At 40.1% G+C, this 25765-nt stretch carries 28 protein-coding genes; 11 read left to right on the top strand and 17 right to left on the bottom strand.

All coding sequences use genetic code 11. The features are described from left to right. The first annotated feature begins 177 nt into the window (after nt 1-177). The gene (locus tag LEP1GSC050_RS01120; RefSeq protein ID WP_232225630.1) at nt 178-573 is read left to right on the top strand and encodes a MarR family winged helix-turn-helix transcriptional regulator; all 396 of its coding nucleotides are present in this window, start codon (nt 178-180) and stop codon (nt 571-573) included. Here LEP1GSC050_RS01120 and LEP1GSC050_RS01115 read toward each other — a convergent pair. From LEP1GSC050_RS01115 to LEP1GSC050_RS01065, 11 genes are all read right to left on the bottom strand, one after another. Beyond that, on the bottom strand, nt 570-1349 hold the full coding sequence (locus LEP1GSC050_RS01115) for an enoyl-CoA hydratase/isomerase family protein (protein WP_020986944.1): 780 nt from the start codon (nt 1347-1349) through the stop codon (nt 570-572). The two genes, LEP1GSC050_RS01120 and LEP1GSC050_RS01115, sit on opposite strands and share 4 nt — an antisense overlap. 164 nt (nt 1350-1513) lie before the next feature. Next, a complete protein-coding gene (locus tag LEP1GSC050_RS01110; RefSeq protein WP_040910892.1) occupies nt 1514-2014 on the bottom strand; it encodes a hypothetical protein in 501 nt (166 codons plus the stop codon). 621 nt (nt 2015-2635) lie between these two features. Beyond that, a complete protein-coding gene (locus LEP1GSC050_RS01105) occupies nt 2636-3421 on the bottom strand; it encodes an ABC transporter permease subunit (RefSeq protein WP_010569227.1) in 786 nt (261 codons plus the stop codon). Then, a complete protein-coding gene (locus LEP1GSC050_RS01100) occupies nt 3418-4137 on the bottom strand; it encodes an ABC transporter ATP-binding protein (protein WP_010569226.1) in 720 nt (239 codons plus the stop codon). Before LEP1GSC050_RS01100 ends, LEP1GSC050_RS01105 begins: the two co-directional genes overlap by 4 nt. Further along, nucleotides 4134-5426, bottom strand: a complete 1293-nt coding sequence (locus tag LEP1GSC050_RS01095; RefSeq protein ID WP_010569225.1) for a nitrous oxide reductase family maturation protein NosD — start codon at nt 5424-5426, stop codon at nt 4134-4136. The genes LEP1GSC050_RS01100 and LEP1GSC050_RS01095 overlap by 4 nt, the downstream gene beginning before the upstream one ends. 4 nt (nt 5427-5430) lie before the next feature. Continuing rightward, nucleotides 5431-5838, bottom strand: coding sequence for a nitrous oxide reductase accessory protein NosL (locus tag LEP1GSC050_RS01090; protein WP_010569224.1), 408 nt, complete (start codon nt 5836-5838; stop codon nt 5431-5433). Continuing rightward, nucleotides 5828-6436 carry a hypothetical protein gene (locus LEP1GSC050_RS01085; RefSeq protein WP_010569223.1) on the bottom strand — a complete coding sequence of 203 codons (609 nt, stop codon included), beginning with the start codon at nt 6434-6436 and terminating at the stop codon, nt 5828-5830. The genes LEP1GSC050_RS01090 and LEP1GSC050_RS01085 overlap by 11 nt, the downstream gene beginning before the upstream one ends. Nucleotides 6437-6448: 12 nt before the next feature. Further along, nucleotides 6449-8365: a Sec-dependent nitrous-oxide reductase gene (gene nosZ / locus LEP1GSC050_RS01080; protein WP_010569222.1), complete on the bottom strand. Its 1917-nt coding sequence runs from the start codon at nt 8363-8365 to the stop codon at nt 6449-6451. Nucleotides 8366-8378: 13 nt separating this feature from the next. Then, entirely contained in the window at nt 8379-8840 is a 462-nt protein-coding gene (locus LEP1GSC050_RS01075) for a c-type cytochrome (protein WP_010569221.1), read from the bottom strand. A 480-nt stretch (nt 8841-9320) separates the two neighbouring features. After that, the gene (locus LEP1GSC050_RS01070) at nt 9321-11054 is read right to left on the bottom strand and encodes a thiamine pyrophosphate-binding protein (protein WP_010569220.1); all 1734 of its coding nucleotides are present in this window, start codon (nt 11052-11054) and stop codon (nt 9321-9323) included. Nucleotides 11055-11067: 13 nt separating this feature from the next. Continuing rightward, nucleotides 11068-12699 (bottom strand): FAD-binding dehydrogenase, encoded by a 1632-nt coding sequence (locus LEP1GSC050_RS01065; RefSeq protein ID WP_010569219.1) that lies wholly within the window; start codon nt 12697-12699, stop codon nt 11068-11070. A 221-nt stretch (nt 12700-12920) separates the two neighbouring features. On the opposite strand from LEP1GSC050_RS01065, the gene LEP1GSC050_RS01060 reads away from it, so the two are divergent. The 7 genes from LEP1GSC050_RS01060 (at nt 12921) to LEP1GSC050_RS01025 (ending at nt 17281) form a co-directional block, all read left to right on the top strand. Continuing rightward, nucleotides 12921-13850, top strand: coding sequence for a patatin-like phospholipase family protein (locus LEP1GSC050_RS01060; RefSeq protein WP_010569218.1), 930 nt, complete (start codon nt 12921-12923; stop codon nt 13848-13850). Between the two features lie 196 nt (nt 13851-14046). Next, on the top strand, nt 14047-14214 hold the full coding sequence (locus LEP1GSC050_RS20920) for a hypothetical protein (RefSeq protein ID WP_020986922.1): 168 nt from the start codon (nt 14047-14049) through the stop codon (nt 14212-14214). Nucleotides 14215-14260: 46 nt separating this feature from the next. Then, a complete protein-coding gene (locus LEP1GSC050_RS01050) occupies nt 14261-14629 on the top strand; it encodes a hypothetical protein (protein WP_010569216.1) in 369 nt (122 codons plus the stop codon). A gap of 364 nt (nt 14630-14993) precedes the next feature. Then, a complete protein-coding gene (locus LEP1GSC050_RS01045) occupies nt 14994-15215 on the top strand; it encodes a hypothetical protein (RefSeq protein ID WP_010569215.1) in 222 nt (73 codons plus the stop codon). Nucleotides 15216-15667: 452 nt separating this feature from the next. Further along, nucleotides 15668-16273, top strand: coding sequence for a tetratricopeptide repeat protein (locus LEP1GSC050_RS01035; protein WP_010569213.1), 606 nt, complete (start codon nt 15668-15670; stop codon nt 16271-16273). Nucleotides 16274-16500: 227 nt separating this feature from the next. Beyond that, the gene (locus LEP1GSC050_RS01030) at nt 16501-16959 is read left to right on the top strand and encodes an SRPBCC family protein (protein ID WP_010569212.1); all 459 of its coding nucleotides are present in this window, start codon (nt 16501-16503) and stop codon (nt 16957-16959) included. After that, nucleotides 16934-17281, top strand: a complete 348-nt coding sequence (locus LEP1GSC050_RS01025; RefSeq protein ID WP_010569211.1) for an ArsR/SmtB family transcription factor — start codon at nt 16934-16936, stop codon at nt 17279-17281. Before LEP1GSC050_RS01030 ends, LEP1GSC050_RS01025 begins: the two co-directional genes overlap by 26 nt. A 70-nt stretch (nt 17282-17351) precedes the next feature. Here LEP1GSC050_RS01025 and LEP1GSC050_RS01020 read toward each other — a convergent pair whose 3' ends face one another. Together LEP1GSC050_RS01020 and LEP1GSC050_RS01015 are read right to left on the bottom strand one after the other, a co-directional pair. Next, a complete protein-coding gene (locus LEP1GSC050_RS01020) occupies nt 17352-17903 on the bottom strand; it encodes a hypothetical protein (RefSeq protein ID WP_010569210.1) in 552 nt (183 codons plus the stop codon). A gap of 450 nt (nt 17904-18353) precedes the next feature. Beyond that, the gene (locus LEP1GSC050_RS01015) at nt 18354-19736 is read right to left on the bottom strand and encodes an SBBP repeat-containing protein (RefSeq protein ID WP_010569209.1); all 1383 of its coding nucleotides are present in this window, start codon (nt 19734-19736) and stop codon (nt 18354-18356) included. Between the two features lie 386 nt (nt 19737-20122). Between LEP1GSC050_RS01015 and LEP1GSC050_RS01010 the strand changes: the two genes are divergently transcribed. Then, entirely contained in the window at nt 20123-20962 is an 840-nt protein-coding gene (locus LEP1GSC050_RS01010) for a helix-turn-helix domain-containing protein (RefSeq protein ID WP_010569208.1), read from the top strand. Continuing rightward, nucleotides 20904-21629 (top strand): L-2-amino-thiazoline-4-carboxylic acid hydrolase, encoded by a 726-nt coding sequence (locus LEP1GSC050_RS01005; RefSeq protein ID WP_010569207.1) that lies wholly within the window; start codon nt 20904-20906, stop codon nt 21627-21629. The genes LEP1GSC050_RS01010 and LEP1GSC050_RS01005 overlap by 59 nt, the downstream gene beginning before the upstream one ends. A 156-nt stretch (nt 21630-21785) precedes the next feature. On the opposite strand, the gene LEP1GSC050_RS21270 is transcribed toward LEP1GSC050_RS01005, so the two are convergent. Continuing rightward, the gene (locus LEP1GSC050_RS21270) at nt 21786-22079 is read right to left on the bottom strand and encodes a hypothetical protein (RefSeq protein WP_010569206.1); all 294 of its coding nucleotides are present in this window, start codon (nt 22077-22079) and stop codon (nt 21786-21788) included. Nucleotides 22080-22772: 693 nt separating this feature from the next. After that, nucleotides 22773-23144, bottom strand: a complete 372-nt coding sequence (locus LEP1GSC050_RS00990) for a hypothetical protein (RefSeq protein WP_010569204.1) — start codon at nt 23142-23144, stop codon at nt 22773-22775. 373 nt (nt 23145-23517) lie between these two features. Between LEP1GSC050_RS00990 and LEP1GSC050_RS21060 the strand changes: the two genes are divergently transcribed. After that, nucleotides 23518-23685: a hypothetical protein gene (locus LEP1GSC050_RS21060; RefSeq protein ID WP_020987028.1), complete on the top strand. Its 168-nt coding sequence runs from the start codon at nt 23518-23520 to the stop codon at nt 23683-23685. A 372-nt stretch (nt 23686-24057) separates the two neighbouring features. Here the strand turns inward: LEP1GSC050_RS21060 and LEP1GSC050_RS00985 are convergent, their stop codons facing one another. Together LEP1GSC050_RS00985 and arsB are read right to left on the bottom strand one after the other, a co-directional pair. Beyond that, nucleotides 24058-24663 carry a low molecular weight phosphatase family protein gene (locus tag LEP1GSC050_RS00985; RefSeq protein WP_010569203.1) on the bottom strand — a complete coding sequence of 202 codons (606 nt, stop codon included), beginning with the start codon at nt 24661-24663 and terminating at the stop codon, nt 24058-24060. After that, the gene (gene arsB, locus LEP1GSC050_RS00980; RefSeq protein WP_010569202.1) at nt 24660-25745 is read right to left on the bottom strand and encodes an ACR3 family arsenite efflux transporter; all 1086 of its coding nucleotides are present in this window, start codon (nt 25743-25745) and stop codon (nt 24660-24662) included. The genes LEP1GSC050_RS00985 and arsB overlap by 4 nt, the downstream gene beginning before the upstream one ends. Nucleotides 25746-25765 lie beyond the last annotated feature (20 nt).

The following is a 25765-nucleotide window of genomic DNA, read 5'->3' as shown; positions in this document are numbered from 1 at the left end:
TACGAAGACGAATGTCGATGCAAGAGATTTACCGATCTCGGTCCGAAAAGGGAGTTTTCAAATGATAAGTAGTTCCACTTGACGGAAAATATTTAAAAAGAGAATCTCCTAAATCACATGGCCTCATCGACAGTTAGATTTGATTCCGTAAAATATCTACCCCGTTTAGCGGAATTCATGAGCCAGGAAATAGAACGACACCTTAAAGAAGTAGAGGACCTTCGCACGCTATCAGCGTCGCATTTTGAAATTCTAACTTTTTTATTGCGAAAAGAGAAAACGAATATGTCCCTGATAGCCAAGGCGATTCACAGAAAAAAATCGACGGTGACCGTCCTGGTCAATAAACTCGAAGACCTAGGCTTAATCAGAAAATATAGTTCCGATGAAGATAAGCGGGAAACGAATCTCGAACTGACCGAACGGGGACGGGCGGTCCGAGTCGTAGCCAAACGCATCAGTTCGAGTATAATGTCCTTAAAACTATGGGGTCTAAATCCTAAAGAATCGGAGCAACTATTTTATTTATTAGAAAAAACGTATACTTATCTCAGAGATACGAAAAAACTTTAACTGATCGCTTTATTGAATTCCGGTCTCCGCCCGTTAATCATAGCTTCAATTCCCTCAACCGCGTCCACGCTTTGGATACTTTCAATCGTTTTCCTCTTATCGTATTCGAACATTTCCCGTAAGTCTTTGGATAAGTAGCGAACCGCTTCCTTGCATGACGATGTTGCCGATCGGGAATTTTTCGATAGCTTCTTCGCAAATTTTTGAACTGCATCCTTTAATACGGCGGAATCGTCAAAGACTTCGTCAAGCAATCCGATTTCATTCGCTTCCGACCCTTTATATGCGACTCCAAGCAGAATATGGCGTTCCGTCTCTCGGATCCCGACAATATTCGAAAACATTTTGGCGACCGAAGCTGGAACCCGAATCCCTATTTTCACTTCCGGCAGCCCGATTCTGGCATTCTGTAAACCGAATCTAAAGTCGCTCGCTATACCTATCATCGCCCCGTAGCCTATAGCATGTCCGCTTATTTCCGCCAAAACAGGACAAGGAAAGAAGTAAATTTTTTGTAATATTCCAAAAAAATAGTCTAAGAAAGGGACTAAGTCTTTCCGGATCTCTTCTTTTTTTAATTCGCCCAAATTAAGGCCTTGAGAAAAAACCCCTTCTCGATCGCTTCCGATCACCAAAACTCCCAAATTGGAGTTCATCGCCGATTTCAAAGCAGCATCCAGCTTCTGAAAAACTTCGAAAGTAAAACTATTTTTATCGTCGGTGTTCAAGGTAATTCTACCGACTCCATCTTCTTCTATAAATCGAACCGATTCCATATCCCGCCCCATTTAGTTAGATATCTTACTATATTTTTTGAATGAATTCTGTAAAGAAAGTTTCTTCAAAAATTTGCACCGATGAAGGTCGGATTTATCGGTTTTCCGTCGGGCGAAATTTTCGGCCAACGGAGCTTAAATCGGGTTTCGAATTCAAAATTAACCTAATTGTATCTTGCCATAAGTTTTTTTAAACCGAGCTTTGCCGGCTCATAGCCAAAATCGATCTGCAGCGCCGATTCGAACTCGATTCTTGCACGATCGAGATATCCGAGGGTTTCCCAGCAACAACCCGCATTAAAAAAAGGATAAACGCGGACTTCGTATCTAGGGGCATGCTTTGCCTTTTCAAACCAGGGGATGGCTTCCAGATACTTTTTCTGCTGCATCATGTAGACGCCTATATCATTATAAGGATTCCCTAATTTAGCATCCGTATCGATCGCCCTATGGCAGTATTCGATCGCCTTTTCCGTTTTGCCTGCGAGGGAATAGACCCAACCTAAAAACGTCCAGGCTTCGGCTGTCGGGCGGAGAGACAGGCTTTTCCGATAATAGAAGGAAGCACGTTTTAGATCGCCCTCGGTTTGGAATTTATAACCTTCCAGGAAATAGTGTTTTGCATCCTCGTTTTCGCCAAACGCTCTTAGATACATAGGGTGGATCATTCAATCTTCTCCTTATCTCTCGATTTGCGGAACAATTCTTTTCACTTAGGGTAAGCCCCTTCGTTTAACAAAGCAGGAAAGTTTTCGCGATGATTGGCCATAAACCTCATATGCCGAAATCCTTTCCCTTACTTATCTTTAGACATCCCGAACCCTCCTGATCATCGGGAAGATTCGATTGATTCCACTAAGTATGGAGTATTTCTCGAAATAATAAAAAGCCTGTAAGCGGGGAACCAAAGTATCGATCGGACGAAGAAAGTAACCTTCGAAAATTCGCAAGTTTCGGTCTAATGTGCGGATGAAGATCCAAAATATCCGCCTACCGTTGGCCGCCATTTCGGGCAGTCTGGGGTAGAAAACATACGTTTACCAGTATTTTTTAATCCGGATAGGAATTTTTGAAATATGGCCGAAAGAGATCGAAACCTCCTTTCTGATTGGTTCAAAACATCCGAATTCGGCTGCCATACATGTCCTCTAAAGGAACGGTAGTAACTTCGAATTTATCCTATTCCGTTCTTGGAACTTCGGTGAATTTCGATCCGATCCAGTCTATTTTGAAAATCAAAAGCAACCTATAAACTTCGCTTTATAATCGGAGAAAGCGAAAGCTCTCTAAAAATTCTTTTTCATAAACCGTTGATAAGCGAAGAAGAGCGGCCAAAAAATCCAGGCGGTAAGGACGCAAATACAAAGGCAGATTACCCATAGAGTCCCTAACGTTTTCAATAAAAAGGCACCGGAAAAACCGAGTAAAACGGACGCCTTCGTCTGCAATACCATCGTAATTCTAACCAAATCGATAGGGTTTAATAATATTATGATTAAAGCGGGGATTTCTATCGGATACTCTCCCAAATATAAACTTAAAACAAAAATAAACGAATCGAAGAATATAAAGAAATACAGCCAAATCAGGAGAGCGCCTGCGATAATTAATTCCCCTTTTTTAAAGAATGTGGCTAGCAAAAAAGCTAAGGATACGAAAATCAAAATCAAGATCACACCGAAGCAGATCAATTCCAAAAAAAGGAGAACAAAATGAATATCGGAATAAAACGAGACGAACCCGGGAATCCCCACGCCTAATAATAAACCGAGCGATAATGAGGCGGAAATTCCCAAGTATTTCCCTATAAAATATTCCGATCTAGTGACCGATTTGGAAAATAGCACTTCCGCAAAAGGAAGAGAATCCATAAAGGACAAGCCTGCAAAAGTAATCGTAAAGAGAGGAACGATTAGAAGAACCACGTTCATTAAACTTGCGATAAGCCTAACTCCGTTCTCATCGCCGAAATAATTCAAGATGCTGACGCAAATCGCCAGAAAAAATCCGAAGATGAAAATCCACCTGCTTCTAATATTTTCTTTTAGTTCGAAAATTAGAATTTCTTTCATCGTTTATTCTTATATTCCCTGTTCCAAAATTCCATAAGCGAGAGTTGTAAACTTTCGAATCCGCTTTTCCGAAGAAATTCTTTAGGAGATTCATCGATCAAAAGAGATCCGTCCGATAAAAGTAAAAATCGGTCCGCTACATCTTCGACTTCCGCAAGAATATGAGTGGAGAAAATGAGTAGAGCCCCCTCCTTTTTTTTGCTCCTAAGGAGTTCCTTCAAAATATGAGATACGTAAGGATCCAGACTCGCAGTCGGTTCATCGATTAGATATATATCCTTTTTAGAAGAAAAACATTGGAGTATATTAACTTTCTGTTTTGTTCCTCCGGAAAGAGATCCTATTTTCTTATCCTCCTGAGACCTTAATCCCAAGTTTTCATACATTTCGGAAAAAGTTTCTTCGTCGAAGGGCTCCAATTTCTTAAAAAAATCGACCAATTCTAGAATCGTAAGATTTTTAGGAAAACTTGGGCTTTGCGGCATATAACCTATGCTGCCTTCCGCTCTCGTTTGCGCCGATCGGGAAACGTTCTCAAAAAAAATCGAGCCGCTTGAAGGCTTTACTAAGCCGATAATGCTTTTTATTAGCGAACTTTTACCCGAACCGTTCGGACCTATGATGGATAGAATATTTCCTCCTTCAACCCGAAACGAGACATCCTTTACAACCTTTGATTTGCCGTAGGAAACTTCTAAATTTCTTATATCTATCATATGTTTCCTTTCATGGTCGGTTTCGGGTCTTCAAAATCGATCGGTGTTACTATAGGAAATGCATTCTCAATTCCTTGCAAAAATGTAACGACCGGAGATTCGTAAAGGACCATTAGGAACGGGTAAATCGCGACCCAATACCCGAAAAAATGAATCGGCCTATGCGGAGAATCCCCGATTTTATCGCCGTCCAAATCGTAACCTCTATAGCTATCCCAGTAATTCTGGGAAAATTTATTCGTAGTTTGCTTCGCATTAGTGCTGATATCAAACACGTTATCCCGAAAATCATTTTTAGAAAAAACGTTCGAATCGCTGCTTCCTAAAATACGCACACCCCAACCGTTTTCTTCGATCGTATTATGGGTGAAAAAATTTCGATTACAACCGTCTGCAAAGATAGCCGTAGAGTTTTCTATGAATTTATTTTTTACCAAAATACTATCGGAGATTTCCTTTAACAGGAGGCCGTAAGAACTTTCCCCCCAATTATTTCTGAATGTATTGTTTTCGATCAGAATATTCTTGCTGTACATTACCGCAACGCCGGCAGAGTTGCTCTCGAAAGTGTTTCCTCGAAAATCGTTATCGGATGAAAACATGAAATGCATTCCGTATCTGATATTGTTTTTAGAAATGTTATTTTCTATCTTAAGGTTGGAGGAGAATTCCAAGTAAATCCCGTCACGATGTTTTTCCGCCCGATTACCTATAATTTGCACGTACTTCGAATTCCAAAGATGAACTCCGTTTCCGCCCGAAACCTCGTTACGCGCATTACCCTGGGTAATATTATCTTTTATTTGACAATGACTCACCTCGGCTAAATAAATCGCATAAGCCGTATCTTCGAACGTATTATTTGCAAAAGTACAGTTAATGATCTTCTGGGCATGAATTCCGGCGTACTCCGCTGTGTCCGAAATGCCGCTCGCAATAATTTTCAATCCTCGAATTGTTACTCCGTTCGAGGTGACTTCGAAAACATGCTTCTCTTTTTTTCCGTCGATTATGGCCCCCGGTAGCCCGAGAATCGAAATTCTCTTATCAACATGAATTTCACCTTCTCTGTATATCCCGGATTTTATAATTATCGAATCTCCATCCCGAGATTTATTGATGGCGCTCCGGACCGAGGAAATGGCGCAATCGACACAGACGGTAATTTCCTTGGGAAAAAGTTCATTTCCGAATAGAATCAAAACAAAGAAAATAATTCCGTTTATACTTCTAACGACGGCTGAAATCGCGGGATTTTGCTTTAGAGCTCGCCTTATCTTAAAGCTCATAAACTCACTGAATCAAAATGCCGGTATGTAACGTTAGATATGATTTTGCTCTCTCCAACGATCGAAAAGCCCCAAGCCCCCTTCCCATCGGGGAATGAATCGATTCGGATTGAACGAAAACCGCGTTTGGTTCGAGCAACATTTTTCCGGGATTCTCGAAATCCGAAACCCAAATAGAACGGATAGCCGGCTGATTTTCACGAATATAGGATTGCAAACATTCGATCGAATCGAAATAATATCTGCGACCTTTTTGCGTTAAAAATTGCGCATGAAACCGGAAATCGACGATGGACATCGAACAATATTGACATTGCTCCCGTCCTGCCTCGGGTAGTATCGGCTCATTTTTCGCGCAACCGACCGAAAGAATGAGAATGATTAAGGAAGAATAGTATATTCTATTTTTCATATAGATATCGTTTTCTCTCAAACCATATTATGATAAACAGGCATAACAGAGCCGAAAAAAGAATTATTCCTCCGTACGAAGGATAACTGCATGCCGTTATATTCAACATCTGTTTACAACCTAATAAAGGAGGTTGATATGCCATGCCTGGAACAATAATCGGCGCATCCGGATTCAGATTATGGCTGTAGTTATATTCCCATCTCCAAAAATCGTATAAACCTACCAATCCAACAAGGACTATATTGACTATTCCTAATGCTGCAAATCCAACCCTAGGGATCAGGACCGTCACAAACGCTCCGAAAATTAAATATGCCAGCACATATGGCATAAACAATAATTCCGGTATCGATGCTGATATGATTTCCCGCATACCTATATAATGATTTAATAAATTAATATTCTGCAAGTCGTAGGGAGTGGAACCGGTTACGGTATTGATCCATATTTTCATTCCCAACCCCTCCGGATACTGGGGAGCATCCAGAGAGATATCCCATAGAGGCAGAAAGAAAACGCCGAGAAGAACGATGCCGACCCCTAAAATTAGGAGTCGGTTTTGTTTAGAAAGTTTTTGAAATAATAAATCTTTCATAACTTTCTTCTTTTAAGGACTTACACGAATGTATTGTTGCATTTCTTGATGCAAGGCGGAACAAAAATCCGTGCAGTAAAAGGGGTAAATTCCGGGTTTCGAAGCCTGCCATTTGAAAGTTCTCGTTTGACCGGGCATAATCAGTAGGTTCGGCATTTCCGGCGCACCGTTGATCGCAAAGCCGTGAGGAATATCAAAGTCTTGCTCCAAATTAGTGACGTGGAAATAGACGGTATCCCCTTTTCGCACTTCGATGGTATCCGGTTTAAAATGGGATCTTATTTGAGTCATTAAAACCCTGACCACGTTTCCTTCGCGAATTATTCTCGCATCCTTTTCGCTTTTAATCGCGTACGGATGTTTATTCTCTTCTAACGGATAAATTTTAGCTGCCTTGTCCATTAACATTTTAGCAGGTATCATTTGAGAATAATGGGGTTCCCCTACGGTAGGAAAATCCGAAAGCAATTCCGCTTTGTTACCCGAAATATCGTACAACTGAGCGCTTTGCGGTAATTCCATTCCAACCGGAAGGTATCGATCCTTCGTAATCTTATTTAAAGCTATCAAATACTTTCCATAAGGTTCTTTAGAACTTCCTCCTACGATCGAAAGGTGGCCGACACTATAGTAGGCAGGCAAATGTTGAACCACTTCCCAGGTGCCGAGCTTCCATTTTACGACTTCCGAGCTGACAAAACAGGAAGTATATGCATATCCCTTTCCGTCAAATTCCGTATGTAAAGGACCTAAACAAGGCTTATTCACTTCTCCCGCTAAAGTAGATTCATACTTTAGAACCGGGATACTCATAATTTCCTTCGTTCTATGTTCGGGTTTATCTTTTACATCCAAGAGCTTGGTAAAAGAGTGAACCGGAATGACCGTCGCCAATTTACCTCCGCCTACGATATACTCTCCCGTCGGGTCAACGTCGGTTCCATGCGGGCTTTTTGGAGTCGGTAAATAATACATTACGCCCGGACAGTCTTTCGGTTGAAGCATTTTAACTCCGCTTAATTTCTCCGAAATCGCCGGTTGATTTTCCGGTAAGAAATTTCTATAATATTCTCCGCCGAAATTGGAAGCTTTACCTTGATCCAAACATTGCTTAGCACGAACCCAATTGAAGGCGAGGATATAATCCTTATCGTTTTTAGAAGCCCCGACTTCTATCATCTTATATGCTTGCTCGGTATTATATGAAGTAAAGAAACACCAATCATGGGATTTTCCTTTTCCGCAATGCGAGAGATCGTAATCGAATCCTGGAACGAGTATTTGCAACTCGATCGAAAGACGTCCTGATTTAGGATCGACTTTAACCATAGTGATCGTTCCCTTAAAATCACCTTTAGAAAAGTTTTCGATCGGAACACTGCTTTGAGGAATAGGGACCGAGAACCTGGTTGCGGCCATTAAATATTCGGTATTTTCGGTTGAGAACGGAGACGCGTGATTACCGGCGGTATTCGGAATCTCAATAATCTCCTTAGTTTCAAAGGATCTCAAATCGATTCTAGCTAGCCGCGGAGTGTTATTCGCATTTAGAAACAACCATCGGCCGTCCTGCTTCCCGTCGGTCATCGAAGCCTCGACGTGATGACTATCGTCCCAGGGAACGTAACCGTGGGTCGTCCTAAGCATATTCTTGGTTTCTTCGTCATACCCGTAACCGTTTTCCGGAAAGACAGAGAAGACCGGAATAATCTTAAACAACCTTGCGGAAGGAATTCCGTACACGGACATTTGTCCGCTAAATCCGCCAGAGAGGAAAGCATAGACTTCGTCCTTATCTCCCGGGGCAACATAAACTCTCTTTGCGGCATCCGATGCAAGAGAAGCCGTTGCAGCTCCTTTTTTACATCCGACAAATGCTAGGAATACTAATCCTAAATAAAAGAAATATTTGAATATTTTAATATTCATCTTTCGCCCTACCTTATTTTTTATCCGATTTTCTGAAGTACTCTAGAATTTCTCGAGCTTCGGATTCTTTTACATTTTGGAACGTCATTTGAGTTAGATGTTCGGCAAGAAGTCCCATTGCTACCGGATCCTTTTGAGTCATTTCGGTCGGATTCAGAATCATGTTCATGATCCATTCCGGAGTTCTTCTCTCTGTAACCCCTTTCAAAGCCGGACCGACGACCTTCTCTTCAAACTTATGACAGGCGCTGCATTTCGTTTCGAATTGCTTCTTACCTTTCTGCACCATCGACTCGTCGATAGGGCCCAAAGTAACCGAGGATACCGGACCGATACCCTTATTGCTTACATTATTCTCTGTTTCTCCAACTTTCTCCTTTCCGCAAAATGAATACGAAATTATGGAAAACAGAATAAAAAACGCAGCAATAGACTTTCTTTTAATAAATTTATTATTTATTAATTTAACATCCATCTCGAATATTCTCCCAACTCAGGCAAAATAATAAATTCTCGATATTCCAAACAAAAAGTCGAGATATTGCCAGATATTCAGATTAGCATGCAATCGCAGAATTTAGCATTGATATAGATCAAATTACACCGAGAACGGACGATGATATTTATCACGACGTATATTCTCGAATTTAATATTTTAAAAATGAATCCGATGATAAACGAAAAGAATCCGTTACATTGAACATGAAATGTTTTGAATGCGGTTATTTTAAGATTGGATATTATAGACCGTTTTAAGCCAAAAAGGGGAAAAATTCAAAACCGCCGCCACCATGTCGCTTATAAAAGCCCGGTATTATTGTAAATCGGTCCGGATTGACGAAAAAGAAAATCTATCTGCAGGTGATAGAGATTGCAAAGAAAGGATCCTTTCGTTTAAACGATTTTCCTTCCTTTTTATCTTTAAAAGTCGATTCCAATTTTATAATAAATACAGTCATCCTGTAAACTTTCGGATAAGAGCGCGCCCGATAAATCTGAATTTCTCGCCGAGAGGAAACCGGCCCAAATTCACTTTTACTACTCCTTTAGTAAATCTTGTGGCCTTCGAGTAATCTATCTTCACGTCGACTATCACCGGCCTTCCCATTTCGGATAATAGAAACGCCTCTTGTATCGTCTTTTCTATGTGATCGTTGGAATGCAAAGATATATACGCCGCTCCAGTAGCCCTAGCGACTCCTTCCAGCTGTAATTCGCCCAGAATAGTGCATGTCTTTCTACCGTAAGGTATCTGCTGTCCTTGCGAAATTTGAGATAATTCTCCATCATAAAATACGAATATAACGGTTCCCAAAGAATGCACTGTTGCAGTAATCAGTTCAAGCCCGGTCATAAGAAATGCACCGTCTCCGACGATACCTACTACTTTTCTATCAGGATGCGCCAGCTTAGCTCCGATGGTTGCGGGAACACAATACCCCATAGAATTGAAATCGGTCGGAGAAAGAAAAGTTTTGGAGCGATAAACCGGAAACAGTTCTTCCGCCAAAAAGGTGTGATTTCCGTCGTCCACGACTAGAATGTCCTCTTCCTGCATTTTAGCACGTAGTTCTTTGAAAAATAGATATGGATTGATTTTGTTAGAAACTTGGTGATTTTCCCATTCCTTGGAGTAAGCTTCTTTTTTTTCGCGAATTATCTTACTGAGATGAGTATATTCATTTTTCCTAAACTCATTCTGCTCCAATCCCTGTATCAATGCCAACAAGACCTGTTTGGCATCTCCGGCAATTTCCACGGTGGCCGGATAATTTTTCGAAAATACGTCCGGATTTATATCTATATGAATTAAATCCTTCGGGACTTTCATTCCGAAACTTCCGGTCGGAATTTCCGAGAATCGAGTACCGATCGCTAGAAGGCAATCACAGGATGAAAAAGCCGCTTCCCCCGCCGGTACGGAATATGAGCCGAACCCCATGCCGGTATGATGCGGATGATTCGCCGGAAATACGCTAAGTCCCTGGAGGGTCGTCGCGACAGGAGCATTCAATATTTCTGATATTTTAATCAGTTCTTCGGTCGCCTCCCTTCCTCCCCAACCTACCAGGATTCCCGGATGTCCGGATGATTTTAGTAATTTGCAAGCTTCTTCGATTTTGCTTTGCTCTATTGGTGGATAGGTACGTTCCGGTTTAAAATCGGGAAGAGATGAGATCTGTCCCTCGAATAGCTGGATATTCACCGGAATTTCTATAAAGACGGGTCCGCATTCGTCGGTCGTCGCGATCTTATAAGCTTCGTAAATCGTCGGAACGATCTCCTCGTGTGTTTGGATTTGATAGAATTTTTTCGTAATTCCCTTTAATATCGAAGATTGATCTATTTGATGAAGTTGATATTTTTTTCCAGTATCGGTTCGAACTCCTCCCGAAATAATCAGCATAGGGATTCCGTCTAAATAAGCCTCTCCGATTCCACTGAGAGCATGAGTCATTCCGGCAGCGGGAACGATTACCAATGTTCCGATCGAATCCGAAGTCCTGCTGATTGCATCAGCCATGAAGGCGGCGCCGCATTCGTGAGTTACTAGAATCGGAATGATACTCTTTGAATTGCTTAATTCGTCATATAATTCTGTATTGTGCACGCCCGGAATTCCAAATGTGTATTTTACCCCGATTTGCTCCAACGCATGAACTACTAAGGATGCTCCTGATTTTTTCATATTTCCCTCTTCGTTAATTTCCGAATTTTAAAATCGAACGCGCTGCAAATCTTGCTGTTAATATACATCCGCCTAAGAAGGTCCCCTCTAACGTTCCTTTACCGTGAATTCCTCCTCCGCCAAAACCTGCAGCTTCGCCCACTGCATAAAGGCCAGAGATCGGATTTCCGGATTCATCCAAGACTCTAGATTTCAAATCGGTCTGGATACCGCCCATCGATTTGCGAGTTAGTATAAATTCTCGAATTGCAAGCAACGGCATCGCTTTCCGATCCATTATCTTTTGAAATTTACAGGTTCGGGGCCTCTCCCCTCGATACTGCCTAAGTTGAGCGATCCGTCTCAATTGATCGTCATCGAAAAAAGATTCCCCGCGATCGATCATCGAATCGTATTCCAGAATCGTTTTTTCCAAAAGAGTCGAGTCAACTAGGGGCCTACCTACCATTCGGTTCATTTTAGCGGCGAGTTCGGGAACGGAATCAGCCAATATAAAATCCGGGCACTCGGACGTAATCGTATTTAGAAATGATTTATTTCCTAGAAAAACGGTTTTAAGGAATTTTAGAAAATCTTTATTTCGTATCGCTTCATTGAATTCCGAACCCGAAACGGCTAACTCTTTTAAAGCGATTTTCCAATTCATTACCTGCCACGAGAATTTCTCTTTCTCTTGGCAAATGCGTTCGACAAGATATCGAGTATCAAATCCGGTAACTAGCGGTATGGGACCGATTCGTTCTCCTTTCGAATTCAACCACAGAGCCGATTTTGGCGGCACTAAACTTAATCCATGAGCTTCCATTTTAGGATAAGGGTGATGAACTCCTGCAGCGTAATTCCACATTTTATCCAGATGCGTAATCTGAGCTCCGATCTTTCGAGAGGCTGAATGTAGATCTCCTAAGGCGTACGGATGAGAACCGTTAAGCAGGACTGCCGGAGGTTCCCCCATATCTTTGGGCCAAGATTTTCTAACTTCATTAAGATTTCCTGCAATTCCGCCGGATGCAATGACTACATGTTCGGCTTTGAGACCGTATTCCGTTCCCGAACTGGACTCCGCAATGCAACCAGTAATATTCTTTCCGACTCTGCTTAATTTACTAGCCCTTGTTTCGAAAAACAGTTGAAGCTTATTTCGATTCTTATGAGAAAGTAGGTGCTTCTTCAAAGATTCCACAAGACCGTCTCCGGTTCCCCAAACCATATGAAATCTAGGTACGCTATTGCCGGGTTTGAATAGTCCCCTCTCAACCCAATGAACTACGGGAAAGAAATTCACTGAACGTTTTCTTAAAAAATAGAAAATATCCTCTATGGAATTATTAATGTAAGCTTCCGCCCAAAGTTTAGGAAGCACATCCTGAGAAGAAAATTCCGCCGTCGAATTCCAATCGGAAATTGCCAGTGCGATGCTATCTTTTATCCCGTTCCATCGTTGAATGGGCGTATCTACCATTAAGATCCCGCCGAACGATAATTTAGCAAGTCCTCCGAATCTATTCTGCGTATCACGATCAATTAAGACTACGTTCTTTCCGGCATCGAGTAAGTCTAATGCCGTCACAATACCCGCCAAGCCGCCGCCTATAACTATCGCGTCGGATGAAATCGTTTCTCTACGAATGCTTTTACCTTTCATGATGCGACTTTCTACTTTAGCATACAAAATTTTTCGGGCAATTGATTGATATCAATGTAAGCTCCATTATTCGTCATGTTTATTTAATATATTTATCGTTTCGGTCGATCGAGTTTCGTTTATTTGCAACAAATAGGAACCGCTCGCACTCTTATTAAGTGAATTCCCGAGAAATCGGAAAAAATAATTCGGATTTAATCCGAATATAAAAGGAAATCATAATGAATTTACCTAAGGCAAAAAAAGGAAAACGAGCGCTATTAGTGGAAGGCGGAGGAATGAAAGGCGCATTTTCAGGCGGAGTACTTCATTCTTTAAATTGTATCTTACCGGCACAAAATTATGACGTAATTGTAGCAGTCTCTTCCGGAGCCTGCTGCGCCGCCTATTATGCGACAACCCCTTCGCCGGAACCGACAGAAGGAGAGCATAAACTTTCAATCTGGAAACGAGAACTAGCCGGTCGAAAGTTAATTTCGATACTGAATCCTCTTCGAGGAAAATTCTTTTTAGATCAAAAATATTTAATCGATTATCTGTTTCGCGAAAAATACCCGATACAAACTCAAAATTTCGGAAAATACGGTTTGCCTGAATTGAGGATAGCGGTGAGCAATCTTAGTACCCGCACCTCCGAATATATCAAAGCGACTTCCGAGAATATTTTCGATTTATTAAAGGCCGCAACTTCTCTACCTATTGCGACGAAAGGAAGGCATAAATTAGAAGGCGGTTCGTATTCGGATGCCGCAATTCTGAATCCCCTTCCATTAAATGATTTAATCGAAGCCGGATACAATAATATAACCGTAGTAATGAATTCTCCGCTCGAACACGTGTCGCCGCCTCTCGATTCGCTCAGTCGATTTCTATCTTTTCCTCTCGATCGTAAAATGTCTAAAATCATGAAATCATCCCATCACTTCCATTTTAACGAAGCCAGAATTCTAGCCGCCAACCCGCCAAGAGGGGTAAAGATCCATGTAATAGCTCCGAATCGGGACCTACCCGTGGGATTGGTTACGACAAAGCAATCCCTATTGGAGGAAACGGTGGAAATCGGAAAACGAGTCGGATTAAATGCGGCGCTTTATCTAAAGCAAAAACTAAGAAAAAGAAAACTCGAATATAACTTCGATCTTGCTACGTAATAAAGTCCTAATTCCATCGATCCTAGTTAAGGAAAAGAGGATTTAAGAATGATAAAAATCAATCCATTCCTAAATCCTCGTGTCGAATTATTATAATTTTATGAATCAAATGATTTAGGTGGGACGGACAACTGCCGTTGATCCGAATTTACTCGAACAACGGCTTTCTGAGTTATTTCCGTTTTCGGAGAAGCGCATGAAACGTTTAATCTTGCATACGTTGGTTTGGATTCTTTGGCTTTCTACGCTGAAAGGCGGCGAGGCGTTAGGGACTTATAATACTTTAGAAGAATGCAGAAATGCAAAAGCTTATGATCCGTCCGGACTCGTCCATTGGAAGACGGTTTGCAAGGAACGCAAATAAGGAAAGGCCCGGGTTTCAATTCCGGATTCAGTTTGGTTACTTTGCGATGAAAGAGAAGACATTTCGGTTGGCGTCTTTATCCGATGCAATCGAGAAAATCTTTCACGAAATGATAATCGAATTCGAAGAACATCATCCTCGAATTTACATACATCTTACTTGGAAGCTTGAATCTCAAGAAGCATCGAGCAGTATCGAATTTCCCGAGGGCGAATACTTATATGTCAACGTTCAATATCCGAACATCGTCGATTTCATTAACGCGATAACGACGCCGGAAGAAAAAATACTCAGCTCCATGATCAAGGTCATCTGTTTCGATTCCGAAAGAAAACATCCCCATGAATTGGCCAGGTTCGTAATTTCTAAACCCGTATATGAATCGGCGACAGTTCTCCTCGAAAGATCCGATTGATCAAAGCTATCTCGTTTATAACCTACGTTTAAAGATCGCTCGATATTCGCCTTTTAGACTTGTTAGTTACTTCCTTAGGTTAGAAAGTCTCTTTCGCATCGTACATCTTTGACGCAATTTAACGGTCCCGTGATTTGCATCGATCCTTCCTTTTTTTATGAAATTACCCTCAACTAACGATCATTGCCCGGATTGTTAAGCGAACATTTTCAAACTTTTAGGCTACAGCGCGGATTTATTTTCAGGACATGATCTTTCGCAAATCTTACAATGATGAAAATCATGATTTTTGAGATCGCATTTATTTTTTTATTGCTGGCCAAGTCTCCCTAATCTTCGTAAAACTTAGCCTTCGGAATTGAACATGAAAGTAGAAGATTTTAAACCAGGCACACTATTCAGAAAAAAAGGAAGTTATTCTGGCATCATCAAATCAGCGGTCCACCTCAAGAAACATGGTTGCCTAGTCGTCAATCTATTCTGTTTCGAGGAAGCAAAATCGAGGTCGGTCAGAGTCTTTCAAAACGAAGGATTAGATCAGTGGGAATTGATTCCGGGAGTTTTCAACAGTCTGTCTTTGCGATAAGATAGAGACGATCATTAGATTATGGTTTCATGATTTAACATATTTCTTATCGCAATCTCTTGGATCATAATCATGGCGTATGCAAAAATGGTAAGATCACTTTATCTAATTTCCTATTTGAGCGATTCGGGCCAAGAAATTAGGCCGATAGGCTACAATTTATTCGATTTCAGGGATGCAATTATTGAAATCGAAAAATTGTGTTCCGGAAGTCTTAAACTTAGCCGAGAAAAATTTAATTTAAAAGAAATAATAGAAAAATAATTTACAATCTAATAATACTATATACGATTATTTCTTCTTAATAATTTCAGAAACTATAAATAGGCTACTTATTAAAGGAACAAAGATAAGCTATTTTTTCCCGAATTTTATTGAAGGCCGGATATTCGATAACTGTTCGGTCATTTTTCCATTTTAAATCTCCATTATTCTCTTTATAGGAGAAAATTATGAAATTTGCAAAAATAATTTTATACTTATTTCCGATTGCTTTCACCTTAAATGTTTGCGACTGTGGAGACCCGCTGATTCAAAAAGGATGGGAACTGAATCGGCAGGGAATCGAACTCCTCTCCTCAAATCCGGAGAAAGCTTTACGTAAATTCTCGGCAGCCCAGGAATTAATTCCGGACATTCCTGATTTTCCGACAAACGCAGGTCTCGCCTACGTAAACTTATCCAAGAATAAAGAAGCCCTAGAGAAATTCGCGGAGGCGATCGAAATCGACCCGAAGTATATTCAAGCTTATTACAACCAAGGAATTATCTTTGAGAAGTTAGGAAATCACAGAAGCGCGATCGAGAGCTATACTAAAGCTCTGCAAATCGCACCCGATATGCCCGATATAGTTTACAATATCGGGCTCGCTTACGAGAACTCCGGTAATAAAAGATTAGCGATCAAAAATTACATTCATTTTATAGAAATCGCTTATACATCCGACGAAACGAACATTAACGATGCCAAAATACGAATAGAAAAACTTAGTAGAGAGGAAAGCGATTTAACGACGGGAAAATCGAGCAAGGACAGAAAGAAATTTTCTTTTCCCTAATCCTCTGCGACTACCTATATTTCCGAGATCGCTACAATCCATCCGCTTATAGCCCCGACCTTTATCTTCCCTTCTTTTGTCTAACGGGCTAATGGTATTTCAGACTTGCTTTTGCAAACGATTTGAAGTTAATCAAGTACCCTTTGGTTCAAATAAATTCCGCAATAATGCAACAAAATTGTTGCATTTTCACGGACAGTTGTTATTATGCAACCAAGAGGTAGCACATGGAAAATCGTATAGAAAAAAGAATCGAACTTGATGCCCCGGTTTCACGGGTATGGCAAGCTTTGACGAATCATAAACAATTTGGAGAATGGTTCCGAGCTAAATTCGAAACCCAGTTTGCACCGGGTCAAGTTACTCTAGCTCGGATGACCTGGCCAGGTTATGAAGATTTTACGTTCGAGATTACTGTAAAAAAAATGGAACCAGAACGGCTCTTCTCTTTTACCTGGCATCCATATGCAGTCGACATGAAAATGGATTACTCGAAAGAGGAGCCGACGCTTGTCGAATTTCTACTTGAAAAAACTCATAAGGGAACTTTGCTGACCGTCATCGAGTCCGGATTCGAAAAAATTCCGGAAAACCGCCGTGCCGAAGCATTCCGCATGAATGACGGCGGTTGGAGTTCCCAATTGAAGAATATAAATGAGTATGTCGCAGTCCATTCGCAAAGGTGAGACCGCCAGGCTGCATGGATATGCAACCTTATTTGCTGCGCTTGGCGACGAGACAAGACTATCGATAGTTGCAAAGCTTTCGAAAGGACAGCCTCGATCCATTTCCCAATTAACGGAAGGATCGAAGCTATCCCGACAAGCAGTAACAAAACACCTTAAGGTATTGGAGAACGCAGGAATCGTGCAAAGCACGTATTCGGGCCGTGAGAACCTTTTTGAACTGGATCTGAGGCCTTTTAAAGATATTCGGGAATATTTAGGATTTGTATCGGAACAATGGGACCAAGCTCTTTCCAGATTAAAATCGTTCGTCGATAATTAAGGAATTCTAAATCGTTTTTATCCGATAGTAAGGGTGTTCCGCCTTATCGGAATTGAAAAATGTAAAGCCTTCATTGAATCTTAATCGTAATATCGGTCGGATAAATAAGAGATAATGAATATGGAAAATAGAGTTCCAGTACGAAAAGATAATTATTTGTAAATCCCCCGTTCACGGAACATGAAATACTATTCGAACTAGCGCTGCAGGAGGCAAGCGCTCCCGAGGTGATATTATTCGCACGCTCGCTAGAACATACGGCTGGAGGAAAATAGACGGAAGCGCTTCCAAAACTAGCGTTTAGATTAGTATTAGTGGACGAAATCTTATAGCTTTGTCCGGCCGATATCGTACCCGCCGCATAACCCACAAATGAATCCCCCCAATACGGAGACGGGTGCCTAATATTATCTTGTACTAATGGTAAATTCTGATAGGATGTTGTTAGTTGAACTATATTGAAGCTATTGCAAGGAGCCGGTTGGGTTATTAGCAGGTAAATTGCGGCAAACATAAATTGATTTTGCACATCGTCAACGTTGTCATTAGTGTTAGATCCTTGCGTACAATCAAAAAGTTGAATCGAGAGACCGAAAATGAGAAAGAAAACAATATTTTTCACCGGGAATAACCTAAAATCAAACTTTCTGATCGAATCGAATTAACGTCACAAAATTTTAGTTTCCTTCGACCCGCTAAAATCTCCGATCGATCCGAGACCGAATTCGAAAAATTCTATAAACCGGAAGCAATATTGCTTTCTCGATCTATTAAAGTAATTTGTCTTCGGCGTCTATTATACGTAAAATCACGATAAACTCATGCATTTTTTTTCCCGTCGACAATTGAAATCCTTTGTCACAAAGTTTTTTTGTCAGTTATTTTGATTCGTAAAAAGTGACATCTGTCGAAATTTTTATATTATATCGGGGCAATTATACTCAACAATGTCGATCACCGAGCGAGTTCTCGTTAAAAAATTAAGGCAAAGACCATTTTGATATCGGGAAATCAAAGTAGCTAAAATCCCAAAGTTGATAAGCGAATTGTATCTTTAAATCCTACGAATAATTTAATTTTTTACAATATACATGCTTTGTGTTCCGACAGCTATTTGGCCGTTGAGATTTCCAGGCGTATAACCGACTTTATATATATTATCGTAATAATCCGAAGTGACCCCCGTCGCATTGGTGGAAAATCCGCCTACACCTGTCTGTTGAGTGAATTGTTTAACGCCGTTCGAGTCGAATTTTGTGAGGTAAAAATCTTGAGCTCCGGTCAAGGTATTCCCGTCCAAATTACCGCTCGTATTACCCGTCACAAACACGTTATTAAGCGAATCAAATGTTATACCTATCCCGTATGTATATGCTCCTCCGGCTCCCAAGAGGCGAGTCCACTGTTTTACCCCCCTATTATCGTACTTCACGATAAACAAACTGAAAGTACCGATTAAGGTTTGTCCGTCTAGATTTCCGTTCGTATTTCCGGTGGCATAAATATTCCCGGCCATATCGGTCGTGATACCGTTTCCGATTTCGGAACCGCTAGCTACTCCCAATTGCGCTGTCCATTGCTTATTACCGTTCGAATCGTATTTTACTACGATTAAATCCTGAGCGCCGGCAAGCGTGTTCCCATCCAAATTGCCGGTAGTATAACCAGTTAGATACACGGAATTAGAAGAATCGAGAGTGATAGCATCAATTTGCGTGTGACCCGCTACAACTCCTTGAGTACGGGTCCATTGTTTATTACCGTTCGAATCGTACTTTGTCAAAAATAAATCGTAAAGACCGATAAGAACGTTCCCATCCAAGTTTCCATTCGTATAACCCGCTATGTAAATATTATTCAAAGAATCTAAAGTAATTCCTTGCCCAAACGCACTACCTCCGGTTGGCCCTAGTAGGCGAGTCCAAATTCTATTACCGTTAGGATCGTATTTTGAAAGGAAAAAATCGGATGTTCCTGTAAACGGCTGTCCATCAATGCTAACGGAAGTACTACCAAGGATATAAATATTTCCGAATGTGTCGGATGTAATTCCGGTCGAACTCAATGTCCCTGCGGCTCCTAAAGTCTTGGTCCAAAGTTTATTTCCGTCGGTATCATATTTAGTCAAAAAAACATCTTGGGATCCGATCAGCGTATTTCCGTCTAAATTTCCGTTAGTAAATCCTGTAACATACACGTTGCCCGAAGCGTCCGCAGTAACTCCCGATCCCTGCGTTGTAGCTGCGGATGCTCCTAAAAGACGAGTCCAGGAAGCGGTCGGCAACGGGCGTTTAAGGTACCCGCAAAAGGAAGCTCCTTTTCGGGACTTCAAGCCTTGGATAAAAGAAGCCTCAAAAAGATTGGAATCGTCGCATAGTGATAACTCCGTCTTTAAGCAGGCGAATTGAAATAGTAGGCTGAAACAAATAAAAGTCGGAAATAAAAAAATTCTCATTGGGTCTCGGAAAGTAATTTTACACTTTCTTTCTAATTGACTGATATGCAACATATTTTTCCAAAACCGGACACTCTTTGAATTCCTTTTTCAGAGGCAAAGCCGTAAACCAAGGATTTTTCAACAATTCGCTTCTAATACAAGTTTTGCATATAGGCGGCTAAAAGTCGGACATATTTGAAATTCCTAAAGTTCAGATAGAATCTTCCGCAAGTCTTACTTACTTAAAAGCGGCGCCTCTCACGTTTTATAACGTATTGTTCCACTAAAAATAAAACGCATTGACGTTTAAAAATTAGAAAGGTTAAAATTTCAAAGTCCAAGGTGTAAAGCGAATTCTACTCCAAGTTCAAGTCGTGTAGTTGAAGTCGGGCATTATCCTATCAATGAGTAAAATTTTGACGCCGGAAGAATATTATATTCTAAATAGATCCGCATTTCATCGTCGGGTACGGACTGTAAATTCTATCGCCTGCTTATCGCCATATTTAAAGGTGCAAGAGAATAAGTATTTGCTCGTTGGACAAACCGACGCTTCGGTCGATTGGAGCCTAAAGTATTCTTCAATGAATACTTTTGCAATTAAGCTTACGCCCGGATTTATATTCAGATACTTAAAAATTCCGGCCAATATCTTTACCAATACTGTAGTGGATTTAAAGGAAATTTTATCGAAAGAAAAATTTGCGTGCTTACGCGAATTAACCGAGTCTTACGGTACGGTAAGCGAGAAATCATTACGGATATTAAATTTTCTTAAGAGCGTCGATGTCGAAAAAAATACGATTTTATCCGAATTCATCGTTCGGAGAATAATGGAAAAGTCCGATCTAAAATTGGAAAAATTGGCTTTAGAAATCGGTTATTCTTCAAGACAAATTCGTAGACTGGTATTATCCTATACCGGATTTACGCCGCAACTATTATATAGGATAGCGAAATTTGAAAAGTGCAGGAGTTCCCTTCTACCTCAAAATGAAAATCCGATCCTTCCTTTAATTCAAAAAACGTACGAAAATAAGTATAGCGATCAATCGTATATGATTCGCGAATTTAAGCGCTTCGCCGGAGAAAATCCCTCTTCATACTTATCGAAAATGTCCGAATTGTCCAATACCGAATCCGATGTGTTCATTAAAATCATCTCCGAACTTAAAGGAGATTTGAATGAGTATAATAATCATAGTATTGGCGATAAAAGTCGCCATAGTAATTTTTACGGCTAACGGTTTAAAAAAAGTAATTCGTCGATTGTTCATAATGAACTTTTGGTACGAACACTCAATGAATTTGACCTACTGGAATACTTTAAAGAGGTCGACCATCTTCAATCAGGATGATATTAAAAAAATAAAAGCGAACTACCGCTCTTTGAAGCTACAAAACAAAGGACGGCTCGTCGACATTCAGTCGGAATACCATCTTTCCTGGTGTTGTTTAATTCATGCCACATACAATAGATGTATTGAAAAAGGCTTTAGCGTGGAAAGATCGCTTGAGATAACGGAAAACTCGCTTTTTGAAAATATGAAGCCGGACAATATTGGAAAGTATATATTAAATGCTCTCAATAAATCAACGGATCCGTTTGGATATTTGGTTGGCACATCCAAGAGACAGGAAACTAATTTTTTCGGTTCCACGTTTTCCTTTTCGACGACTGTCGATGATCTTAATTCCTATCATTTATTAGTACATAATTGTTTTTACAACAACTACTTTCGAGAACATCAAGTTCCGGAGCTTATGAAAATAGCGTGTAAATGGGACATGATCTCTTGGTCAAAAGGGATTATTCCGGAAAAACATGGGATAACCTTTTCCAGACCGGCAACGTTAGGCCTTGATAATTCCGATTGCAAATTTAACTTCGAGAGGATTCCTAAAAAATAATACTCTATTTCTACGCAGGTAAAAATCAAAAATGGAATTTTAAGTCAGGTCTGAATTCGTTTAAGCAATTCATAATGATGCATGAGATCGGCAAGACAGTGCATAGATATGAGATATTTACCGGACCGTCAATTGAAAGAAAAGGTTACGACACTCCTATTTGCTGCCGCTACTGTGCCCGCTACTCGATCCATTTCTACGAACGGATGAACTGTTCGTTTTAGTCGTTCCCCCGGGGCTGTCACAATTTGATTCGCAAAGTGCATCCGCGAGATAGCAAGTTAAAGCAATGCGACTTTGCGAATCGACCGAGACAGTCGTGTCCAATGCGAAGCAATTCGCGAGTTTTTCACGACAATCTCTTCTGCAATTGGCCGGCGCATCCTGGCAAGATACGAGAAGCATAATAAAAGCGAAAAATACAAATCCAAGGCTCTTACTTAAAAGCATGCGGTTTCCTGATCTAAAGCTAAATGAGTTCCAATAAGGAAGCTTGGCAATTCCAAAACATTTATTCACTATTGAAAGAACTAGTAAGTAAAAGAATGATGAAAGATTTGCTTAATTGCCAGCCAAATTCAAATATTAATTTTCGCAATTCAGTATCTAAGACTTTTTTTAATACTGATAGTTCCTTCGAATTCGAAGAGTATCTGCTACTTTTATCTAAAGTCGATTACCCTTATACCTGCGACGGAGAGCTCCTCGTTTCCCGGGAAGAAATGAGGAGGAGAATAAGTTTAATCGAGAAGTTTATAAAAAATCACGAGATAATTCCTGATAGCAAAAAAGTCCAAGAAATCCTGAAGGCGTATATGAACGATTATTCAAACGGGTTGGAAGCGCTCCTGTTTGCGATTTTCAGAACTATACGCAAGTTTCCGACGTTCAAAGCAGTTTTAAAAAATTTCTGAGGGAGAATAAATCTTCCTACTGCTATTCGTTTATGGAAAAATCATATTCAATACACGGAAGGAATAATTTCAAATGCAAGCAATAGATCGAAAATTATAGTTTTACTTTCCTTTATCCGAATGATAAGAAATAAAAATGGGAAATTCAACGAGGCCTAAAAAAGTAGCTTACACTAAAAATGTGTAATCGAACTTGTTTAATAAAATGCATCGAGTATTCGAATAACTATCAAGGGCGCGATCTTTCAAGTAAATCTACCAAAGAAAAATCCTGCGAAATGGAAAGCCCGGTTAACTTTGAATTCAAGATTCTCCGACTGACTCCATGTTTCGTGAAAATCGATTCCGGCGTAATATTAACGATTCCAAGGAAAATTCCGGGAATCAAAGAAGCAGGTTCAAATTTTGTTCCTTTTGAAATTTCTCTAAGTATTTTCCATTCCATTTCGGAAAACAAATCCTTTAGATATTTTTCTTCGATAGATACGATAAAATTCAGCCTATCTACCGATTTACTTATAGCTCCTGAAAGGCTAATTCCGTCATGAAGTCGTAATTTATTTTTTGTAATTTCATTCAAATAAAGACTAGCATCCGACATCCGCTGATCCTTCTTTTAAATACTTAATATTGTCAAAGATTCGAACCGGTCGTTTAAACCTTCGAATCGAAGATAAGATATAACAGTAGAGCTTATGCGTTTTTGCATTAAAAGGATGAAGGCATTTTAAATTTATTAATTTCCGTCTCAATTTCTTTATGCGTCCCGCAAATTTAAATGTTTAATTTTAAAATTAGAATCTAACTCAGTCAATAAAATATATCTCCAAGCAACCTCTATGAGTTATTCAATGTCATACTTTTGCACTTCTGATCGTCAAAAACATCCGTAAAATTCCTGTTTCAAGATCGTGACTGCTTAGTTCTTTCACTCTATTTCGCAATAGGAAATACTAATTTGGAGATAATTTGTCATGAATAGGGGATTATTGATATTTGGAGTTTGGCTCCTTTGGCTATATTCGTATCGGGGATATTCGACACTCGGGTCTTTTAATTCTTTGGAAGAGTGTAAAGCGGCAATGAAAGCCGATATCGCCGGAGTTTTAAAATGGCGGACCGAATGTAAGGAATCTAAATAATATCGAACTTCGATAGCGATAGTCGTCTCCGGTCGTCTATCACCTTTTATTCTTACTCGTTTTAACCGCGTGCTCAGTTACACTTCCCTCTAAAAACTGAGCGGATAAGCGTTCGCGGTCGGCAAATCCATCAAATGGAACCCCGCATATTTTCTATTTCCGTGCATTATCTAAATGTAATTTTATTTTATCAGCTGAATTTTAATTGTTTTCTTCGTTTTATCCCGATCTGGCGGTCTCTATAACAGGGACACAATCGGCTCTCGATTATTCATCTCTCCCTATCTAAAATAAATCGGGAAAAACTTTCGTTTAAAAGTAAGCGACGTCTCGACGGAATTTATATAAGCATATCGAATTGTTGAAAATCGATTACTTTACATTTTTAAATACGAAGAGTAACTCTCTTCCAATGATCTCACAAGTTTCTAAGTATTTTTGCAAAGCTTCATGAGTATTGTCGTACGCTTTCGGATCCGAATATGGAAGATTAATTCTTGCACCTGCCCCCGGAACGAATGGACAATTTTCATCCGCTTGGGCGCATACCATTACTGCTATGAATTTTTCCTTCGGATTTATCGTATTCGAATATAATTTAGAAAATGCGGTAGTTGGTGGTGAATTTTGAGTATAAGTAACTCTGTATTTAGGGTTAGTTTCATTTTCTTCCGCTTTATCTATTTTAAATCCGACATTTCTTAAAGCTTCTACGGAATTTAGATAAAAAGCAGTGACTTCCGTTCCACCGAAATAGGCTCCAATTCCAGAAATTTCTAAGTACTCCGCAGATGGCGAGGCAAGCATTTGAGCAATTTGACTTCGTCTAGAATTGTGAGTACATACAAATACTATTTCGGAGAAATTATTTCTTTCTTTTGCTTCCTTAATTGCTTTCGCAAGTTGAAGCAAAACCTTCCGTCTTGATTCATTGATCAAGTAAAATTCAGCTTCTCTGCTTTCAAGAAATTTCTTCAACGTTCCGTATAAGTGATTCGTACAATTGTTTCCTTTGAATAAAACTTTCGTCTGAACATTTTGGAAATTTCTACGAGCAAAACGAGAGTCGGGATTTCGACAAGAGGACCCACAATTCCTACGAAAGCTTGACCGGACCCAATCCCGAAAGTTCCTATAGCGACAGCAATCGCAAGTTCGAAATTATTTCCGGCCGCCGTAAATGAAATCGCAGTATTTCTCCTATAATCCGCCTTTAATAGAATTCCAAAACCGAAGCTAAGCAGGAACATCACTATAAAATAGATTAATAGAGGCGCAGCAATTCTAACCACATCCATCGGAATTAACAAAAGCGTGTCGCCTTTCAAGCCGAAGATTACGACGATTGTTAATAAAAGAAAAATTAAAGTAATCGGAGAAATTATCGGTAGAAATTTCGAAGTTGTCCACTCTTCACCTTTAAAGGAAATGCTAACGACTCTAATTAACCAACCTAATAAGAAAGGAATTCCTAGATAAATAAGAACACTGGAGGCTATATCCCAGTACCTAACTTCAATATTCGAAACGTGGAAGCCAAGAATGCCAGGAAGGAAGCTTACATAGAAATAAGCGAGGCTACCATAAAGCAGTAATTGGAAGACGCTGTTTAACGCAACAAGTCCGGCAGCTACTTCCCGGTCTCCGTCAGCTAGATCGTTCCAAACCAAAACCATAGCGATACAACGTGCCACGCCGATTAAAACTAAACCCACTCTATATTCGGGATTATCCGGAAAAAAGAGAAATGCCAAAATAAACATCAATAGGGGACCGAGAACCCAATTCAGAAAAAGAGAATAAAAGATGAGATCTTTTCTTCCAAAGGCCTTTGGGATCCTGGCGTAGTTTACCTTTGCAAGAGGAGGTACCATCATAAAAATAAGCCCTAACGCGATCGAAATATTAGTCCCACCCGATTCGCCTCTTCGAATCCATTCTACAAAACCTGGAAACCATTTAGATATTGCGATACCGATACCCATCCCTATAAAAATCCAGATGGTCAAATATCGATCGATGAAAGATAATCTTTTTTTCTTGGGAATAAGGTCAGACATTAATTGATTTATCGCAATAT

Origin of the sequence: Leptospira broomii serovar Hurstbridge str. 5399, assembly GCF_000243715.2 — a bacterium.
Classification (GTDB): domain Bacteria; phylum Spirochaetota; class Leptospiria; order Leptospirales; family Leptospiraceae; genus Leptospira_B; species Leptospira_B broomii.
The sequence above is the reverse complement of the archived record's forward strand: the minus strand, read 5'-3'. Positions and strand labels throughout refer to the sequence as shown.